Source organism: Streptomyces sp. NPDC047982 (assembly GCF_043204165.1).
Classification (GTDB): domain Bacteria; phylum Actinomycetota; class Actinomycetes; order Streptomycetales; family Streptomycetaceae; genus Streptomyces.
Map to the genome: position 1 here is coordinate 13,153 of NZ_JBIDBS010000014.1, position 17,748 is coordinate 30,900.

Genomic DNA, 17,748 nt, shown 5'->3' on the forward strand with positions numbered 1-17,748 from the left:
GGCCTCGCGGCGTCGCGGCGTCGCGTCACGGCTCCCAGGATCCCGACCCCGGGTGCCCGGGACCGCCGTCCCGTCCGGTGGGCCCGGGGCCCCGGTCCGGCCGACCCCTGTGCTCGGGACTCTCCTTCGGCCCGGTGCTTCCGGGGCCCTCCTCCGGCCCGGGCCATGGCCCCGGCCGCCCGTAGGGGTCCGGGCCCGTGTACGGGTCCGGCTCGGGCTCCGGGAGCGTGCTCGTCTGCACGGACGGCCCCGGCTCCTGCGTCGGCGGCCAGGTGTCCGGGTGCTCCGGACCGGGCGCCGCGTACGGCCGGGCAGGCTCCTCGCGCACGGGGGGACGCCCACCGCGCCGCCACTCGCCGTCACGCCGCCCACCACCGCGCCGCCGCCCCGCCATCATGGCCGCACCCAGCAGGGTCAGCCCCCCGCCCGCCGCCGCGCCCGCCACGCCCCACCGCAACCCGGAACCGTTGCTCGCGACCCCCAGACTGCCCAGCACCTGCCCCAGGCGCACCATCCACAGCGCGGTGAACCCGAGCACCAGCACACCCGCCACCGCCACCAGCGGCCGTGAGCGCAGCGCCACGCCAATCACCGTCAGCAGGGCTGTGAAGAGGAAGAACAGCAGGATCGAACCCAGCAGGTCCGCCCGGGCGGACGTGATCCCGGTGAACGGATCCGCGATCCCGTAGTGACGCCCGAGGCGTCCGTCGTACCAGGGGCGGAAGGGGCTCAGCACGGTGACAGCCGCACCGACGAGGGCGAGAACCGAACCGAGGGTGTTGCGGATCATCGTCGGCCTCCTGCCTGCGCACGGACCGGCGTGCCGCACGGGCCCGTGTCACGGATCGGCACCACTCCCGGCCTCGACGCTACGCCCGCTCCATGGCCCTTGCCACTGTGCGCTACCGTGACGCGGTTGTTCGATGCACAACAACTCGGAACGGACAACCGCACAGGCGCCACACGGACGTCGTACGGACGTCGTACGGACGTCATGCGAACGACGACACAAGGGGGGCTGCATCGATGATGCGGCGGCACATCAAACTATCGGCGGTACTGGTCGTGGCGGTCCTCGCGCTCACCGGTTTCTCGACCGGCCGAGGCCACTCCGGCAAGAGCAGGGGCGGGGGTTCGAGCAGCAGCGATGGCGGCGGCTGCTCCAGCTCGAAGAAGAGCAACAGCGACTACGACTACGACAGCAGCGGCAACAACGACGACTACGACGACTACGACTACGGCTCGTCGAGCAGTTCCTCCGGCGGCACGGCCCCGACCCCGTCCGCCTCGGACGCGCCCAACGCGTACGTGTTCCGTTGTGCCCAGCCCCGCAAGGGCAAGCGCAAGGCCGTCACCACCGCCACCGTCAGGCTCACGGCGAACGCCACCGGTTCGCACACCTACGAGGTCGACGTGACCTTCCTCGACGCGTCGGGCAACACCGTCGACACCGGTGAGGCACGTGTGGAGGCCGAGGGCGGAGACGCCAGGACCGTGTCCGTGCGCATGGACAACCCGCGCAAGGTCTCCCGGGTCAAGAAGTGCCGCGTCGAGGCGGAACTGAGCTACTGAGCCACCGGCCCACCGGCCCACCGGCCCACCGGCCCACCGGCCCACCGGCCCACCGGCTCACCGGCTCACCGGCTCACCGGCTCACCGGCTCACCGGCTCACCGGCCCACCGGCCCACCGGGCCTCACCGCAGCCGGAATCCGCCGCCTCCGCCCCCGCCCCGCCCCCGGAAGAGTTCGGACTGCCGTTCCGGCGGCAGATTCCCGAGCGCGATCAGGTGCGGGGCGTGGGCCATGGCCTGCGTCCTGGCCGCCTCCTTCGCGGACCACACCGCCCGTACGGTCCCCTGCACCGCCTCCGTCGGGTACGAGGCGATCACCTCCGCCGCACTCAGAGCCGCCGCCACCGCGTCGCCCGGCGCCGTCACCTCGCTGACCAGTCCTGTCTCGTACGCCCGCCGGGCCGTGACCCGTTCCGCCGTCCCCATCAGGGACATCCGGGCCACCTCCCCGAACGGCATCCGCTGCGCCATGGCGATCGCCTCGTACGCGCTGACCATGCCGTAGGTGGTGTGCGGGTCGAAGAACGTCGCCTCCTGCGACGCCACGACGAACTCCGCCTCGCCCAGCAGATAGAACGCCCCGCCGCAGGCCATCCCCTCCACGGCAGCGATCACCGGCTTCCACAGATCGTTCGCCTTGGGCCCGATCGTGAGCAAGGGATCGTCGATGGTGTACGGGGACGAGGGCTGCGGCACGTCCGCCGACCGGTCGATACCCGTGCAGAACGCCCGGCTGCCCGCACCGGTGAGGACGACCGCCCGCACCCCGTCGTCGTACCGGAACGCACGCCAGGCGGCGGCCAGTTCGGCGGCCGTCGCCAGGTCGATCGCGTTCAGGCGCTCCGGCCGGTCCAGGGTGACGAGCGCGACGCCGGTCTCCTCGTCCGTCTCCGTCCGCAGGGTCATCGCCGCCCTCCCCTCACCGCTCCAACAGCCAGCGCACCAGGGTGGCCCCGGAGGCGTCCGGGCAGAACACCGCCCGCACCGGCGCCCCGATCCGCAGCCGCCCCGGATCGACCGAGTCCAGCGGGGCGTCCGGACCGCCGACCACGTTCCCGACCAGCCGGATCCCGGGCGCGTCGGCCAGTTCGACCACGACGGCGTTGTACGGCGCCTGCGCGGCGTACGCGGGCAGCAGCGGCGGGTGCGGCAGCACGTACGACCAGATCCGGCCGCGCCCGCTCATCGGCCGCCACTCGCTCGCGAAGGACCGGCAGTGCGGGCAGCACGGCCGGGGCGGGAAACGGAGCTTCCCGCACGCGGGGGCGGCACACGCCTGGATCCGGAGTTCGCCGCGGGCCGCGTACTCCCAGAAGGGGGCGCCGTCGTCGTCCACGACGGGCATCAGCAGAGCGTCGTCCATGTCAGCCCTCCCATTCTTCGATTCCTCGATTCCCCGGTTCCTCAGTTCCTCAGCAGTACGGCGGACGTGGGCACGCCCTCACCCGCGGTGACCAGGCACGTCCCCGCGTCCGGAACCTGGGCGGTGGAGGTGCCGCGCAGTTGCTTCACGCCCTCGGTGATCAGGTTGAAGCCGTGCACGTACGCCTCGCTGAGCCCGCCGCCCCCGGTGTTGACGGGCAACCGCCCGCCGCTCTCCAGCGCCCCGCCCTCGGTGAACGCGGCGCCCTCACCACGCCCGCAGAAGCCGTAACCCTCCAGCGACAGCGGGATGAGCGGGGTGAAGGCGTCGTAGATCTGCGCGACGTCCACGTCGCCCGGACCGAAGTCGGCCTGCTTCCAGAGCTGTCGGGCGGCCGTCCACGCCGGGCCGGAGAGCGGGTCGTCGTTCCAGTAGTTGACCATCCCGTGGTGCTGCGCGGGGAGGCCCTGCGCGACGGAGTGGATGTAGACGGGCCGGTGCCGGCAGTCCCGGGCCCGCTCCGCGGAGACGATGACGCAGGCCAGCGCGCCGTCCGTCTCCAGGCAGTTGTCGAAGAGGCAGAGCGGTTCACTGATCCAGCGCGAGGTCATATACATGTCGCGGGTCAGCGGGCGCTCGTACATCACCGCGTCCGGGTTCTGGTTGGCGCGGTTGCGGCAGGCGAGAGCCACGTTGAAGAAGTGGTCGCGGGTCGCCCCGTACTCGTGCATGTAGCGCCGGGCCAGCATCCCGATCTCGTCGGCCGGGCGCAACAGCCCGTACGGCCGGGTCCATTGGGCGGGGGTGGGAAGCTGCGCCGTGGTGTTCTTCCACGGGCGGGGGCCCGAACCCCGCTTGCGTGACCGCCAGGCCACGCCGACGCTCGCCTGCCCGGTCGCCACCGCGGCGGCCAGATGCGCGACCGTGGCGCACGAACCCCCGCCCCCGTAGCCCACCTTGCTGAAGAAGGTCACATCGCCCGCGCCGATCGCCTTGGCGACCTCGACCTCGTCCGTCTCCTCCATCGTGTACGAGGCGAAGGCGTCCACCTCCGAGGCGTCGATCCCGGCGTCGTCGAGCGCCGCGACGATGGCCCGGCAGGCCAACGTCTTCTCGGACTCCGGCAGTTGTCTCGCGAACCGCGTCTGACCTATGCCGGCTATCGCCGTCCTGTCCTTGAGTGCCGTCACCGCCACCTCCGAGACCGTCATGACCGCTGACAGCGGCAGAGGCTACAGCTAATCTGACGGATAGTCAGCTACTGGTGGTCGGCTACTGCGTCAACCGACTACCGCGCCCATGGGCTACTGCGTCAACCGGCTACTGCGTCAGGAGGGCGAGCGATGCGCGGCGACGAGGAATGGGGCAGCGTCCCGGGACTGGTGCGCGCGGCGGCGCGACGGTACGGGCACCGGGAGGCGGTCGTCGAGGGCCGGACCCGGATCTCGTACGCCGAACTCGGCGAACGCGTCGAGCGGGCCGCCGCCGCGTGCATGGCCTCGGGGGTCGAGCCGGGGGACCGGGTCGCGGTGTGGGCCCCGAACACGCTGGACTGGATCGTCTCCGCGCTCGGCGCCGTCACCGCCGGGGCGGTCCTCGTCCCCCTCAACACCCGCTTCAAGGGCACGGAGGCGGCGTACGTCCTGCGGCGCAGCCGGGCGAGGCTCCTCTTCGTCACCGGCACCTTCCTCGGCACCTCCTACGTGGCCTCGCTGCGCCGGGCCGACGTACCGCTCCCGCACCTGGAACGGGTGGTGGTGCTGGCGGACACCGCCCCCGACGACTACCTCACCTGGAAGGACTTCCTGGCGACGGGGGCGGGGGTCTGCGCTGCCGCGGTCCGGGCGCGCGCCGACGCGATCGCCCCCACCGACCCCTCCGACATCATTTACACCTCGGGCACCACCGGCCGGCCCAAGGGCGCCGTCATCACCCACGCCCAGACCCTGCGCTGCTACGCGATCTGGAGCGAACTGGCGGATCTGCGCGAGGGCGACCGCTATCTGATCGTGAACCCCTTCTTCCACACCTTCGGCTACAAGGCGGGGGTGCTCGCCTGCCTGATGCGCGGGGCGACGATGGTGCCGCAGCCGGTGTTCAACGTGGACACGGTCCTCGCCAACGTGGCCGCTGAACGCATCTCGGTGCTGCCCGGCCCGCCCACCCTCCACCAGTCCCTGCTCGACCATCCGGCCCGGAAGGCCCATGACCTCTCCGCTCTGCGCCTGGTCGTGACGGGCGCGGCGGTGGTGCCGCTGCGGCTGGTGGAACGCCTGCGCACGGAACTGGGCATCGCGACCGTCCTCACGGCGTATGGCCTCTCCGAGGCGAGCGGCATCGTCACGATGTGCCGCCGGGGCGACCCGCCGGAGACGATCGCCTCGACATCGGGCCGGGCGATCCCGGGCACGGAGATCCGCGTCCTGGCCGAGCCCGGCGCTCCCGGCGAGGTCCTGGTGCGCGGCTTCAATGTGATGGCGGGCTACTTCGAGGACCCGGGGACCACGGCGTCGGCGATCACCCCGGACGGCTGGCTGCACACCGGCGACGTGGGCGTGCTCGACGAGCGCGGCAACCTCCGGATCACCGACCGGATCAAGGACATGTTCATCGTCGGCGGCTTCAACGCGTACCCCGCCGAGATAGAGCAGATCCTCGGCCTGCACCCGGATGTCGCCGACGTGGCGGTCATCGGCGTCCCGGACCCCCGCCTCGGCGAGGTCGGCCGAGCGTACGTGGTCCGCAGGCCGGGCGCCACGGCCACGGCCGACGACCTGATCGCCTGGTCGCGCCGCGAGATGGCGAACTACAAGGTCCCCCGGTCGGTGGAGTTCCTCCCCGCCCTGCCGCGCAACGCGAGCGGCAAGGTGCTGAAGGGGGAGCTGCGGGGGCGCGCGGAGGAAGCACGAACCGGGGAGAACACGGCACGCGACCGGGCGGACGGGGCGTCAGGCCAGCGGGAGAGCTGACGCGCAGGCGGACCTCACCACGACATGGAGGCACTGCGCACGACACCCAGTTGAAGGAACTCGCCGGCCGGACCGTGCTGGTCACCGGGGGAGCCGGGCTGATCGGTAGCCGTATCGCCGCCCGCCTGCGCCAGGTGGGAGCCCGGCCGATCCCGCTGTGCACGCTGGACGCCTACCCCCGCAGCACCTACAGCCACCTGTTCGGGATCGACCCCACGATGTCGCCGACGAGGCGATCCGCCTGCTGGGCGCCACGGGTCTGCACGGTCACGAGTACGCCATCGACGCGGCCCTCGCGGTGATCGCGGGGCGTCAGGCGGGCCGCGTGGTGGTCTTCACCTCGGACGAGGACGACATGGGCAAGCTGTGCGGGGCGGATGTACTGGTCCGGGGGCTGTAGGCACGCGGGACGCGGAGAGGGGCACGAAACCGACGGTTCGTGCCCCTCTCCGGCCTCGTGTCGCCGGATGCGCCACGGCCGCGACGGCTCCCCCTCCGCGCCGCCGCGGCCGTTCCCCCGTGCCGGTGACGACTAGTTGGGCTTGGGAGCCGATGCGTGGCTGTCGAGCGTGGTGATCGTCTCGCCGGAGGCGTGGCTGTCCTGCACGGTGAGCTTCCCGCCGGAGGCGTGGCTGTCCTGCACGGTGAGCTTCCCGCCGGACGCGTGGCTGTCCTGCACCGTGAGCTCCTCGCCGGAGGCGTGGCTGTCCAGCGGCTTGGTGGCAGGCTTCTTGATGTCGCTCATCGTGGTCAACTCCCGTGATGTGTTCGAGGCAAAAGGTCGGGGACGCCCGTCCGGTGATTCCCCCGTGGATCTCCGGACGGGCATCGCTGGGCCGTTCACCATAGTGGGGCGGCCATGCGTCGATCCGTCTGCCCCCCGACGCGACGGGTCGACGGATGTAAGAGTGTCGTCAGCCGATAAACGAACGATGAACGCCGGGACGGAAGGGCTCTCAAGCGGCAGTGAGGGGTTCCAGGAGGTTGCGGACTTCCTCCGCCTCGTCGGCGCCCAGACGCTCGTAGATGGCCAGGGCCTCGTTCCAGCAGGCTCTGGCCCGGTCCGCCTGGCCCATGTGCTTCAGCGCCTGGCCCAGAACCGTGAGCACGGTGCCGCGTCGCCACTCGCCGCCGATGCCCCGCAGGGCGATCGCCTGTTCGGCATGGGCTGCTGACAGCGCGTAACGCCGGGCGGCGAGGTGCAGTTCCGCGAGCCTGAAATGGGTGACACCTTCCCACAGCGGCTGGCGGTTCTCGTGGAATATGCCGAGTGCCTGTGTCAACTGGTCGAGCGCCTCGGGCAGCCGCCGGGCCTGGGTGAGCGCGAGGCCGAGGGCGTAACGCCCGTTGGCGAGACGCAGCGCGAAACCCAACTGATCGTAGATTTCGATCCCTTGTTCAGCGAGATCCACGGCGCTGACGGTACGGGACAGGGCCAGATGAATTCTGGAGAGATTGCACAGCGCACTCGCCTCCCCGGGCCTGTTGCCGTCCGCGCGAAAGGCCGCGATGGCCTCCTGGAGGTATGCCTCTCCCTCCGCGTGATGATTGCGGTAAATCGCGAGGATTCCACGTTCGTTGGGGGCGTTTCCGCTGGTCCACGGGTCCTGGGCCGCCACGGCGAGTGCCATGGCGTGGTGCGCTTCGGCATCAGCCTGTTCGAACAGGCCCGCGTTGCTGTAGACCTGCGTGAGCGTGATGCGTGCGCGGCCCTCCGTCCAGGGGTCGCCCGCGGCGATGGCGGCGTCGCGGAGCGCGGTGACCGCGCTTTCGTACCTACGGGCATTGGCCCCTGATTCCGCGAGGTCCTTGACGGCCATCAACAGGTCGATCGCCCGCCGTCGGGTTCGCTCGCCGAGGGACTGGAGCACGCATGCGAGCAGGCAGTCCGCTTCGGAGTACAGCCAGTCGAGCGCCTGTGCCTGTTCGCTGAACGTGAGCCCCGGGTACTGGGTGGGCTCCAGGTGATCCACGGTCCGGTCCCCCGGCCGCTCCAGTGCGTAGACCCCCGCCGCCGTCGCCAGGTAGAAGTCCAGCAGTCGCGACAGCGCCGACTCGCGTTCCTGCGCGGCCTGTTCGCCCCCTTCCGCGCAGGAGCGGGCGTAGAGGCGCACCAGGTCGTGGTAGCGGTAGCGGCCCGGGGCGGCGGACTCCAGGAGGCTGGTGTCGACGAGGGACTCCAGGACGTCCTCCGCGACGTGCGCGTCCAGGTCGAGCAGCGCCGCGGCTGCGGCCAGGGAGATGTCGGGGCCGTCGGCCAGGCCCAGCAGGCGGAAGGCGCGGGCCTGGGCGGGTTCGAGCTGGCCGTAGCCGAGTTCGAAGGTGGCCTTCACGGCGAGGTCCCCGGCCTGCAGTTCGTCCAGGCGGCGGCGTTCGTCGGCGAGCCGGGCGGCCAGGGCGGAGACCGTCCAGGTGCGGCGGGCGGCGAGGCGGGAGGCGGCGATGCGGATGGCCAGGGGGAGGAAGCCGCAGGCGGCGACCACGTCGAGGGCGGCCTCGCGTTCCGCGTCGACGCGGTCCTCGCCGACGATGCGGGTGAAGAGCTGGAGCGCCTCCTCCGGCGCCATCACGTCCAGGTCCACGAGATGGGCGCCGGCCAGGTCGACGAGCCGGACGCGGCTGGTGACCAGGGCGGCGCAGCCGGGCGTGCCGGGGAGCAGGGGGCGGATCTGGGCGGCGTCGTGGGCGTTGTCGAGGAGGATCAGGATGCGACGGCCGTCGAGCGTCGAGCGGTAGAGGGCGGCGCGTTCGTCGAGCGAGTCGGGGATCGCCGAGTCCGCCGTGCCGAGGGCGCGCAGGAAGGCGCCGAGGACCGTCTCCGGTTCGGCGGCGCGGGCGCCCGCGCCCTGGAGGTCCACGTACAGCTGGCCGTCCGGGAAGTGCTGGCGCGCCTGGTGGGCGACGTGCACGGCGAGGGTGGTCTTGCCGACGCCGCCGATGCCGGCCAGGGACGAGACGGCCATGACGGAGCCCTCGGCGGTCGCCAGCCGGTCACCCAGCTCCCGGACGAAGGCGGTGCGGCCGGTGAAGTCCGGCACGGTGGCCGGGAGCTGGGCGGGGCGTACCGGCACGTGGACCGGGGCCGGTTCGTCGGCCGGGCGGGCCAGTTCCTCGTCGGCCTGCAGGATGCGCTGCTGGAGCTGGGAGAGTTCGGGGCGAGGGTCGACGCCCAGTTCGTCGGCGAGCAGTCGGCGGGTGTCCGCGTACACCGCGAGCGCCTCCGCCTGACGTCCGCTGCGGTACAGGGCGACCATGAGGAGCTCGCGCAGCCGCTCGCGCAGCGGATGCGCGGCGGTGAGCGCGGTCAGTTCCGAGACCGCCTCCGCGTGGCAGCCGAGGTCCAGGTCCAGCTCCAGCCGGGTCTCGGTGAGCTGGAGCCGCCATTCCTCCAGGCGGGTGCGCTGGTTCTCGGCGTACGGGCCGGGTACGGAGGCCAGCGCCTCGCCGTCCCACAGGCCGAGCGCCTTGTCGAACAGGGCGCGGGCCTGGGCGCGGTCGCCGCCCGCACGGGCCTTCTCCGCCTCGGCCGCCAGGTCCTGAGCCCTGGTCAGGTCGACGGCGCCCTGACTGGTGCGGATCGCGTATCCGCCGGCGTCACTGACGAGTGTCTGGGGATCGAGGACCTTGCGGAGCCGGGAGGCGTACGTGCGTACGGCGGCGAGCGCCTGCGAGGGCGGGTCCTCGCCCCAGATGGCGTCGATGAGTTCGGCGGCGGTGGCCGTACGGCCGCCCCGCAGCAGCAGCGCGGTCAGCAGGGCGCGCTGTTGCGGTGAACCGGACGGCAGGGCCTCGCCGCCGCGCCACGCCCGTACCGGACCGAGGACGGAGAAGCGCAGACCGTCGTCGACGGCGGACCGCTGTCGCGGAGCGCGTTGCTCCGGAACCCGCGTTCGCGGTCCGTGGTCACGGTCCATTGCCGCCTCCTGTCCTGCTCGCCTTGCCTGTCCTGCTCGCCTTGCCGGTCCTGCCGATCGTGCCGTGTGCTGTCCGTCCCGGACCACCCTGCGCCCATGGTCCGGTCCGGGGCGGAATGCATCCGGATGGCCGCGTACCGCTGGTATCGCGCTCAACAGTCTGCCCTGTCGCGGGCGTAGACGTCAGCTGTGGGTGACGCTCTGCACAAGCCCTCGACAACGATCGCAGAACGGGGACCGGTCGAGGGAGCTGACGGTTCGTCAGATCAACGCTACCGTGGTGTGTCATGGAGACCTTCCCGAAGATCATCTCGGTGGACGACCACACGGTGGAGCCCCCTCATGTCTGGCGGGACCGGCTCCCGTCGAAGTACCTCGACCGCGCTCCCCGGATCGTCCGCGCACCGCTCAAGGAAATGACCTTCATGGGTGGAAAGTTCGCACCTGTGATGGGTGCCAAGGGGGATGACGGTCCGGTCGGCGACTGGTGGGTGTACGAGGACCTGCACCGGCCGCTCACCCGGCTGGACACCGCGGTCGGTTACGACCGGGACGAGATCAAGCTGGAGATCATCACGTACGAGCAGATGCGCCCGGGGTCGTTCTCGGTGCCCGACCGGCTCGCCGACATGGACGTCAACCACGTCCAGTCCGCCCTGTGTTTCCCCACGTTTCCCCGCTTCTGCGGTCAGACCTTCACCGAAGCGAAGGACCGGGAGCTGGGGCTGCTCGGCGTGCGCGCGTACAACGACTGGATGGTGGAGGAGTGGTGCGGGCCCGAGGCGCGCGGCCGGCTCATCCCGCTCACCCTGATCCCGCTCTGGGACGCGGAACTGGCCGCGGACGAGGTCCGGCGCAACGCGGAACGCGGGGTGCGGGCGGTGGCGTTCTCCGAGATACCACCGCACCTCGGGCTGCCGTCCATTCACACGGACGAGTGGGACCCGTTCCTGCGCGCCTGTGACGAGACGGGGACGGTGATCGCGATGCACATCGGCTCGTCCTCGCGGATGCCGTCCACCTCGGCCGACGCCCCGCCCGCCGTCGGTTCCACCATCACCTTCGCCAACTGCTGCTTCTCGATGGTCGACTGGCTGATGAGCGGCAAGTTCGAACGGTTCCCCAACCTCCGGATCATGTACGCGGAGGGGCAGATCGGATGGATCCCGTACATCCTGGAACGCGCCGACGTGGTCTGGGAGGAGAACCGGGCCTGGGGCGGCGTCGCCGACAAGGTCCGCCGCCCGCCGTCGGAGCTGTTCGCGGACCACGTCTACGGCTGTTTCTTCGACGATGCGTTCGGGCTCAGGAACCTGGACGCGATCGGCGTCGGAAATGTGCTGTACGAGACGGACTACCCGCACTCCGACTCCACCTGGCCCAGGTCCCGCGAGGTCGGCGAGGCGCAGATGGGGCATCTGGACGCCGATGTGGTGGAACGGATCGTGCGCCGCAACGCGATCGAGCTGCTGGGGCTGACGGACGACGGGCTGTGGGCCGGGCCGGGCGGGCAATAGCCCCGCAGCCTCTCCGCCCCGCCGCCGGGCCTGAGGCAGGCACGGCCCCGTGGGGCAGCTCCACCACCTTGATCCCGGCGTCGCCGAGCGGCCCCGGCGGGGCGGAGACCGTCACCCCGGCATGGACGACGACCGCGCCGCCGTCCGGGGCGTCCTCGTAGTGCGCGATCCCCGGGCCGCTCGGGCTGACGCCCGCCGCCTCCAGCAGCGGGAAGAGCCGGTCGTACAGCGGCCTGGTCACCGGAGTGATGTCCTTTGGCCCGTAGCCCGCCGCGACACCGGTCAATTCGGCCACCCGCACCGCGGGCACCTTCCGTACCGCCACATCGTTCGCGGACAGGTGTCCCTCGCCCCCTGCCTTCCCGGGGCGGATTCCGGCGAGAAAAAGGCAGGAGCCCCACTCCCCGGCGAGACGGGGAACAGAGCTCCTTGGTTACTGCTAGTCGGCCGCGATCGGCCGACCCGGGCAACTAGGCCGGGGTGACGTTCTCAGCCTGCGGGCCCTTCGGACCCTGGGTGACGTCGAAGTTCACGACCTGGTTCTCCTCGAGGGAGCGGAACCCGGACGCGTTGATCGCGGAGTAGTGGACGAAGACATCCGGGCCGCCGCCGTCCTGGGCGATGAAGCCGAAGCCCTTTTCAGCGTTGAACCACTTGACGGTTCCGGTAGCCATAAGCCCTCCTTGGGCCAAAGGGTTGCCCTGCTCCAGAACCTGCAAAGAAGTCTGAAAACTACAAAAGCCTGCGGGTCACATGCTCCGCAGGCTCTGTACTGCAAGGGAAACCAAACTGCAACTTGCGTCGAGCGTAGCACGCAGTGTGCAGGGAAGGGTAGAGGGAAAGATCACTTCACTCGGATGTTTCATTGCCGTGCAGATGAGCTGATGAAGTGCGCGTCCGCGAGAGTGACGCGCAGGCGTCCGCGGGGTGTCTCGGGAGCGTCTTCGGGGGCCACTTCGAGAGGTGACTTCACGGGGCGGGCGAGGGGGCGGACGAAGCGGACGCGACGGCGCGGCGAGGGGCGCGAAGGGAACTCCGGCGGGGTTCCGCAGGTGCTGCGGAGGCGGCCCCGCGAGGGGGTCTTCGGAGCGCTTCCGGAGCCGGTTCCGGCGTGTCCCGGCACGGGGACCGGGTCATGCCGCGCGCACCCGGTGCCCTTGGTGCGGCGCCTCGGGTCTAGCCTCGCGACGTGGACAATTCAACCGTTTCAACCGCCGTGCGCGACGACCGTCGCAGCCGGCCGCGCGTCGGTCACATCCAGTTCCTGAACTGCCTCCCCCTCTACTGGGGACTGGCGAGGACCGGGACCCTGCTCGACCTGGAGCTGTCGAAGGACACCCCCGAGAGGCTCAGCGAGCAACTGATCGGGGGCGATCTGGACATCGGCCCGGTCACGCTGGTCGAGTTCCTCCGCCACGCCGATGACCTGGTCGCCTTCCCCGACATCGCGGTGGGATGCGACGGACCCGTCATGTCGTGCGTGATCGTGTCGCAGGTGCCGCTGGAGCAGTTGGACCGGGCGCGGGTGGCGCTCGGTTCGACCTCGCGCACCTCGGTGCGGCTGGCCCGGCTGCTGCTCGCCGAACGGTACGGGGTCAGCCCGGACTACTACACCTGCCCGCCGGACCTCGGCGTGATGATGCAGGAGGCGGACGCCGCCGTGCTGATCGGCGACGCCGCGCTGCGGGCCAATCTGCACGACGCGCCCCGTCTCGGCCTCCAGGTCCACGACCTGGGGCAGATGTGGAAGGAGTGGACCGGGCTGCCGTTCGTCTTCGCGGTCTGGGCGGCCCGCAAGGACTTCCTCGCCGCCGAGCCCGACCAGGTGCGCAAGGTGCACGAGGCGTTCCTGGCCTCGCGGGACCTCTCGCTGGAGGAGGTCACCAAGGTCGCGGAGCAGGCGGCGCGCTGGGAGGCGTTCGACGCGCGGACGCTGGAGCGGTACTTCACGACCCTGGACTTCCGCTTCGGCCCCGACCAGTTGGCGGGCGTGGCGCAGTTCGCGCGCAGGGTCGGCCCCACGACCGGGTTCCCGGCTGATGTGAAGGTCGAGCTGCTCGGCGGCTGACCCGGACGGGAAGGGGGCGCGGGAAGGGGGCCCGGGCGGCACCGCGGACGGGCGCCGTGCGCGACGGCGCGGAATGGGTTCGAGAAAGTGGATGAATCTCGAACTTTCGAGGCGGAGAAATCCCTCCGCCCTTCTCGTCGCTCTCTCCCGTTCTTCTCCGTGACTTCTCCCGCCGGCTATCGGTTCGGGTTCATACGCGGCGAATAACCGATTCCCGGAAGCCGTCCGGACACAGCCGCGGTTGTGCGCCGGAATCGCTCGCGTGAACGACGTATTCACGCCTTTTGTTGTGTCGAAAGCCGTTCTTCGTTCCCTTGGGAGCGAAATCGGCGGATGGTTTCCTCTGGGACCCGATGACCTTGGCCGCCTAGGCTCGACCGGAGATCCGGCCGGTACGCAGGGGGGAGTCACGCATATGCAGCCGCTGGAAGCCGGCGAACCGCTGACCATCGGTTCCTACCGATTGCTCGGCAGGCTCGGTGCGGGCGGCATGGGCCGGGTGTATCTCGGGCGCAGCGTGGGCGGTCGCACCGTCGCGGTCAAGGTCGTGCATCCCCACTTCGCTCTCGACGAGCAGTTCCGGGCCCGCTTCCGGCGGGAGGTGGACGCGGCCCGGCGGATCGGGGCGCAGTGGACGGCGCCGGTGCTGGACGCCGACCCGGACGCCCCCATTCCGTGGGTCGCCACCGGCTACGTGGCCGGTCCGCCGCTGTCCACCGCGATCGTCGAGCACGGGCCGCTGCCCGAGCACGCGGTGCGGACCCTGGCTGCCGGACTCGGGGAGGCGCTGGCCGCCGTCCACGGGCTCGGGCTCATCCACCGCGACGTGAAGCCCTCCAACGTGCTGCTCGCGCTCGACGGCCCCCGGCTGATCGACTTCGGGATCGCCCATGCCGTGGGCGCCACCTCCTCCCTCACCTCCACCGGCGTGTCCGTCGGCTCGCCCGGCTACATGGCGCCGGAACAGATCAGGGGCACGGAGGACATCTCGGGGGCGGCCGACGTCTTCTCGCTCGGCGCGGTGCTTGCGTACGCGGCGACCGGCAGCGCCCCCTTCCTGGGTGACTCGTCCGCCGTACTGCTCTACAAGGTCGTGCACGAGGAGCCCGAGCTGGGGGAGCTGGAGGGGGAGCTGAGGGAGGTCGTCGCCGGGTGCCTGGAGAAGTACCCGGAGGACCGGCCGACCCCCATGGAACTGGCCCGTCGGCTGGCGCCGGGCGGGGCGGGGGGACTGGTGGCGGCGGGCTGGCTGCCCGGCTCGCTGGTGCGCCAGGTGAGCCGGGCGGCGGTCGCGCTGCTGGACCTGGAGCCGCAGGACGCCCCGGCGCAGCCGGGCCCGGCGCCCTTCAGCGCGGCGTCCTGGGACTCGGAGGGCTCCCACGCCCCGGACGCCCCGGACGGCGAGCGCGGCTCGAAGGGCGCGGGAGGCGTGTACGGCCCGCCGGGCGAGCCGTCCTCGTCCCCCGCCCCGGATGCGTACGAACCGACCCGGCCGCCGTTTTGGACCGCGACCGCCGCGGACGGGTCCGCGACGCACGGCCCCGCGCGGGGGCCGGACGCGTCCGGGGTGTCGGGCCCGCCGGGGCAGCGGACGCCGGACCCCCGGTTCTCCGCCACCGTCAGCGCGGACTCGGGCCCGTCCCGGTCCGACCCCCACCGCGGCCGACGGCTCGGCTGCACCGTCGCCCTCGCCGTGGCGGGCGCGCTGGCCGCGGGCACGGTGGGCGGCGCGTTCGTCCTCGACCTGATGCCGGGCGGGGGCGGCCGGGACACCGCCGAACACGGCGCGGACGCCACCCCCTCCACCCGGCCGTCGAGCCCCGCCGCATCGGACCCGGACCCGGCGCAGGGCGGCCCGGACCAGGTCGCCGAGGTGCCGAAGGCGTTCGTCGGCACTTGGAGCGGCCCGCTCACCGAGAAGACCACCGGGCAGCCGCACGGCACGCTCACCGCCGAGTTCACCGAGGGCCGGACGGGCACGGACGTGGTCCGCATGACCACGGAGATCACCGCCCTCGGGCTGACCGTTCGCTGCAACAGTGTCGCCGCCCTCACCTCCGGCACCGACGAGGAACTCACGCTCCACGAACGCGCCGACCCGGACCGTCGCAGCGACCGCGCCTTCTGCACCTCCACCGAGACCGACGTGCACTTCACGCGGGGCGGCGACGGCACCCTCCGCTTCCGGTCCGAGGAGAGGGGCGCCGGGCTCCCGTACGGGACACTCACCCGGTCCGGCGGCTGACGCCGACGGGCCCTGGCGTACGCTGAACCGGTCCCTGGATCCGTTGAAAATCAGCCGAAAACCCGCCGAAAGGTGACAAGCCCGGTGACCGAGAAGGCCGTTCTCCAGCCCGTCCTCGACCGCGCCGCCGAAGGCGGCCGGATCACTCCGCAGGAGGCCCTCGACCTCTACCGGTCGGCGCCGCTGCACGCGCTGGGGGCCGCGGCCGACGCCGCGCGCCGCCGCCGTTACGCGGGTACGGAGCACATCGCGACGTACATCATCGAGCGCAACATCAACTACACCAACGTGTGCGTCACGGCCTGCCGGTTCTGCGCCTTCTACGCCGCGCCCAAGGACACCGCCAAGGGCTGGACCCGCGACCTCGACGACATCCTGCGCCGCTGCGCGGAGACCGTCGAACTGGGCGGCACGCAGATCATGTTCCAGGGCGGGCACCACCCGGACTACGGCGTCGAGTACTACGAGAAGCACTTCTCCGCGATCAAGGAGGCGTTCCCGCAGCTGGTCATCCACTCGCTGGGCGCCTCCGAGGTCGAGCACATGGCCCGGATCTCCAAGGTGTCCGTCGAGGAGGCCATCCAGCGGATCCACGCCGCCGGGCTCGACTCCTTCGCGGGCGCGGGCGCCGAACTGCTGCCCGCCCGCCCGCGCAAGGCGATCGCCCCGCTCAAGGAGTCCGGCGAGCGCTGGCTGGAGATCATGGAGATCGCGCACGGCCTCGGCGTCGAGTCCACGTCCACGATGCTGATGGGCACCGGCGAGACCAACGCCGAGCGCATCGAGCACCTGCGGATGATCCGCGACGTGCAGGACCGGACGGGCGGCTTTCGCGCGTTCATCCCGTACACGTACCAGCCGGAGAACAACCACCTGAAGGGGCGGACGCAGGCGACGCTCTTCGAGTACCTGCGGATGATCGCCATCGCCCGCATCTTCCTCGACAACGTCGCGCACATCCAGGGCTCCTGGCTGACCACGGGCAAGGAGGTCGGCCAGTTGTCGCTGCACTACGGCGCCGACGACCTCGGCTCGATCATGCTGGAGGAGAACGTCGTCTCCTCGGCCGGTGCCAAGCACCGCTCCAACCGCCTGGAGATCATCGACCTGATCCGCAGGGCGGGCCGGGTTCCCGCGCAGCGCTCCACGACGTACGAGCACCTCGTCGTCCACGACGACCCGGCGAACGACCCGGTCGACGACCGCGTCGTCTCGCACATCTCGTCTACGGCGATCGAGGGGGGCACGGCCCACCCGGAGCTGAAGCTCCTGAACGCCAACTGAGGCCGCTTTGCTGACCGTTCATGCCGCGCCACTGGTCCTTCCGGTCGGTGCGGCGCCCGTCGCGCGGGGCGCGGTCGCCGTGGACCGTGACCGGATCGTCGCCCTCGGACCGTACGACGAGGTCGTCGCCGCCCATCCGGCGGCCCGGGTCCGCACCTGGCCGGGCGTCATCACACCGGGACTGCGGCAGTGGCACGGGCTGTGGCTGCTGACCCGCTGCTACCACCCCGACCCGCGGGAGGCCGACGCGCTCGGCGACCAGCCGCTGTGGGGCGAGGAATTCGAGCGGCTGGCCACCGGGATGGACGCGACGCGACGGGCGGGCAGCGTACGGCGCGGGCTGCAGCAGATGCTGCGGTACGGCACGACGCACCTCGCGGGCCGCTTCCATGACCCGGCCGTCCGCACCGCCGTGGCCCGCTCGGGTCTGACGGAGGTCCCGGTCGTCGGCGCCCCCGGCGTCCTGGTCGGCAAACCGAGCCTGGACCCGTTCGCGGAGGGGTACGACCTGCCCGGTTCCGTGCACGGCCCGCTCACCGTCGGCTCCCGCGCCGACCTCGCCGTATTCGATGTCCCGGACGAGGACGCGCTGAACGCGTCGGGGGCCGGATCGTGCGTCGCAACGGTGCTGGGCGGCCGGCTGGTGTACCGGCGGCGATAGTGCCGTGACCGGCAACGGTTACCCCGACGCGCCGCCCGGCACTTCCCCGAGCTCTCAGCTTCGTTTCAGCAGGGGAGACCCCGTCCGAGGGCTTCCGGCCGCCGCGTGGTCGCACGCACCGGACGACGCTCCTTCGGGGCAGACCTTGCCGGTCA

General features: G+C 71.6%; 15 protein-coding genes. 8 read left to right on the forward strand and 7 right to left on the reverse strand.

Going from position 1 to position 17,748, the window contains the following annotated elements; translation table 11 throughout:
* Positions 1–25: 25 nt before the first annotated feature.
* Complete coding sequence (locus tag ACGF2V_RS18390) at positions 26–790, reverse strand: hypothetical protein (RefSeq protein WP_362707215.1); 765 nt, start codon at positions 788–790, stop codon at positions 26–28.
* A gap of 236 nt (positions 791–1,026) precedes the next feature.
* Here ACGF2V_RS18390 and ACGF2V_RS18395 point away from each other — a divergent pair, with 236 nt between their 5' ends.
* Positions 1,027–1,572 carry a hypothetical protein gene (locus ACGF2V_RS18395; protein WP_362707212.1) on the forward strand — a complete coding sequence of 182 codons (546 nt, stop codon included), beginning with the start codon at positions 1,027–1,029 and terminating at the stop codon, positions 1,570–1,572.
* 123 nt (positions 1,573–1,695) lie between these two features.
* On the opposite strand, the gene ACGF2V_RS18400 is transcribed toward ACGF2V_RS18395, so the two are convergent.
* Genes ACGF2V_RS18400 through ACGF2V_RS18410 form a run of 3 tightly spaced genes read right to left on the reverse strand, consistent with a single transcriptional unit; the run spans position 1,696 to position 4,146 of the window.
* The gene (locus ACGF2V_RS18400; protein WP_362619000.1) at positions 1,696–2,478 is read right to left on the reverse strand and encodes an enoyl-CoA hydratase/isomerase family protein; all 783 of its coding nucleotides are present in this window, start codon (positions 2,476–2,478) and stop codon (positions 1,696–1,698) included.
* Positions 2,479–2,491: 13 nt separating this feature from the next.
* On the reverse strand, positions 2,492–2,935 hold the full coding sequence (locus tag ACGF2V_RS18405; protein ID WP_362619003.1) for an OB-fold domain-containing protein: 444 nt from the start codon (positions 2,933–2,935) through the stop codon (positions 2,492–2,494).
* A 41-nt stretch (positions 2,936–2,976) separates the two neighbouring features.
* The gene (locus ACGF2V_RS18410) at positions 2,977–4,146 is read right to left on the reverse strand and encodes a lipid-transfer protein (RefSeq protein ID WP_362619006.1); all 1,170 of its coding nucleotides are present in this window, start codon (positions 4,144–4,146) and stop codon (positions 2,977–2,979) included.
* A gap of 132 nt (positions 4,147–4,278) precedes the next feature.
* Here ACGF2V_RS18410 and ACGF2V_RS18415 point away from each other — a divergent pair, with 132 nt between their 5' ends.
* Positions 4,279–5,904 (forward strand): FadD3 family acyl-CoA ligase, encoded by a 1,626-nt coding sequence (locus ACGF2V_RS18415; protein ID WP_362619007.1) that lies wholly within the window; start codon positions 4,279–4,281, stop codon positions 5,902–5,904.
* Between the two features lie 157 nt (positions 5,905–6,061).
* Positions 6,062–6,304 carry a hypothetical protein gene (locus ACGF2V_RS18420; RefSeq protein WP_392912676.1) on the forward strand — a complete coding sequence of 81 codons (243 nt, stop codon included), beginning with the start codon at positions 6,062–6,064 and terminating at the stop codon, positions 6,302–6,304.
* Between the two features lie 132 nt (positions 6,305–6,436).
* On the opposite strand, the gene ACGF2V_RS18425 is transcribed toward ACGF2V_RS18420, so the two are convergent.
* Both ACGF2V_RS18425 and ACGF2V_RS18430 read right to left on the reverse strand, forming a co-directional pair.
* Positions 6,437–6,649, reverse strand: a complete 213-nt coding sequence (locus ACGF2V_RS18425; protein ID WP_362619010.1) for a hypothetical protein — start codon at positions 6,647–6,649, stop codon at positions 6,437–6,439.
* Between the two features lie 211 nt (positions 6,650–6,860).
* Positions 6,861–9,818, reverse strand: a complete 2,958-nt coding sequence (locus ACGF2V_RS18430; RefSeq protein WP_362619012.1) for a BTAD domain-containing putative transcriptional regulator — start codon at positions 9,816–9,818, stop codon at positions 6,861–6,863.
* Positions 9,819–10,105: 287 nt separating this feature from the next.
* Here ACGF2V_RS18430 and ACGF2V_RS18435 point away from each other — a divergent pair, with 287 nt between their 5' ends.
* The gene (locus ACGF2V_RS18435; protein ID WP_362619014.1) at positions 10,106–11,335 is read left to right on the forward strand and encodes an amidohydrolase family protein; all 1,230 of its coding nucleotides are present in this window, start codon (positions 10,106–10,108) and stop codon (positions 11,333–11,335) included.
* 470 nt (positions 11,336–11,805) lie between these two features.
* Here ACGF2V_RS18435 and ACGF2V_RS18440 read toward each other — a convergent pair whose 3' ends face one another.
* A complete protein-coding gene (locus ACGF2V_RS18440; RefSeq protein ID WP_003967102.1) occupies positions 11,806–12,009 on the reverse strand; it encodes a cold-shock protein in 204 nt (67 codons plus the stop codon).
* A gap of 515 nt (positions 12,010–12,524) precedes the next feature.
* On the opposite strand from ACGF2V_RS18440, the gene ACGF2V_RS18445 reads away from it, so the two are divergent.
* From ACGF2V_RS18445 to ACGF2V_RS18460, 4 genes are all read left to right on the forward strand, one after another.
* The gene (locus tag ACGF2V_RS18445; protein ID WP_362619016.1) at positions 12,525–13,403 is read left to right on the forward strand and encodes a menaquinone biosynthesis protein; all 879 of its coding nucleotides are present in this window, start codon (positions 12,525–12,527) and stop codon (positions 13,401–13,403) included.
* Between the two features lie 415 nt (positions 13,404–13,818).
* Positions 13,819–15,648, forward strand: a complete 1,830-nt coding sequence (locus ACGF2V_RS18450; protein ID WP_362619018.1) for a protein kinase — start codon at positions 13,819–13,821, stop codon at positions 15,646–15,648.
* A gap of 84 nt (positions 15,649–15,732) precedes the next feature.
* Entirely contained in the window at positions 15,733–16,932 is a 1,200-nt protein-coding gene (gene mqnC / locus ACGF2V_RS18455) for a cyclic dehypoxanthinyl futalosine synthase (protein ID WP_362619020.1), read from the forward strand.
* Between the two features lie 7 nt (positions 16,933–16,939).
* Entirely contained in the window at positions 16,940–17,593 is a 654-nt protein-coding gene (locus ACGF2V_RS18460; RefSeq protein ID WP_362619023.1) for a hypothetical protein, read from the forward strand.
* The last annotated feature ends 155 nt before the right edge of the window (positions 17,594–17,748 follow it).

Bases quoted from the DNA above. Each gene is read 5' to 3' on its own strand.
- ACGF2V_RS18390 (WP_362707215.1), bottom strand. From the start codon at position 790: ATGATCCGCAACACCCTCGGTTCGGTTCTCGCCCTCGTCGGTGCGGCT.
- ACGF2V_RS18395 (WP_362707212.1), top strand. From the start codon at position 1,027: ATGATGCGGCGGCACATCAAACTATCGGCGGTACTGGTCGTGGCGGTC.
- ACGF2V_RS18400 (WP_362619000.1), bottom strand. From the start codon at position 2,478: ATGACCCTGCGGACGGAGACGGACGAGGAGACCGGCGTCGCGCTCGTC.
- ACGF2V_RS18405 (WP_362619003.1), bottom strand. From the start codon at position 2,935: ATGGACGACGCTCTGCTGATGCCCGTCGTGGACGACGACGGCGCCCCC.
- ACGF2V_RS18410 (WP_362619006.1), bottom strand. From the start codon at position 4,146: ATGACGGTCTCGGAGGTGGCGGTGACGGCACTCAAGGACAGGACGGCG.
- ACGF2V_RS18415 (WP_362619007.1), top strand. From the start codon at position 4,279: ATGCGCGGCGACGAGGAATGGGGCAGCGTCCCGGGACTGGTGCGCGCG.
- ACGF2V_RS18425 (WP_362619010.1), bottom strand. From the start codon at position 6,649: ATGAGCGACATCAAGAAGCCTGCCACCAAGCCGCTGGACAGCCACGCC.
- ACGF2V_RS18430 (WP_362619012.1), bottom strand. From the start codon at position 9,818: ATGGACCGTGACCACGGACCGCGAACGCGGGTTCCGGAGCAACGCGCT.
- ACGF2V_RS18435 (WP_362619014.1), top strand. From the start codon at position 10,106: ATGGAGACCTTCCCGAAGATCATCTCGGTGGACGACCACACGGTGGAG.
- ACGF2V_RS18440 (WP_003967102.1), bottom strand. From the start codon at position 12,009: ATGGCTACCGGAACCGTCAAGTGGTTCAACGCTGAAAAGGGCTTCGGC.
- ACGF2V_RS18450 (WP_362619018.1), top strand. From the start codon at position 13,819: ATGCAGCCGCTGGAAGCCGGCGAACCGCTGACCATCGGTTCCTACCGA.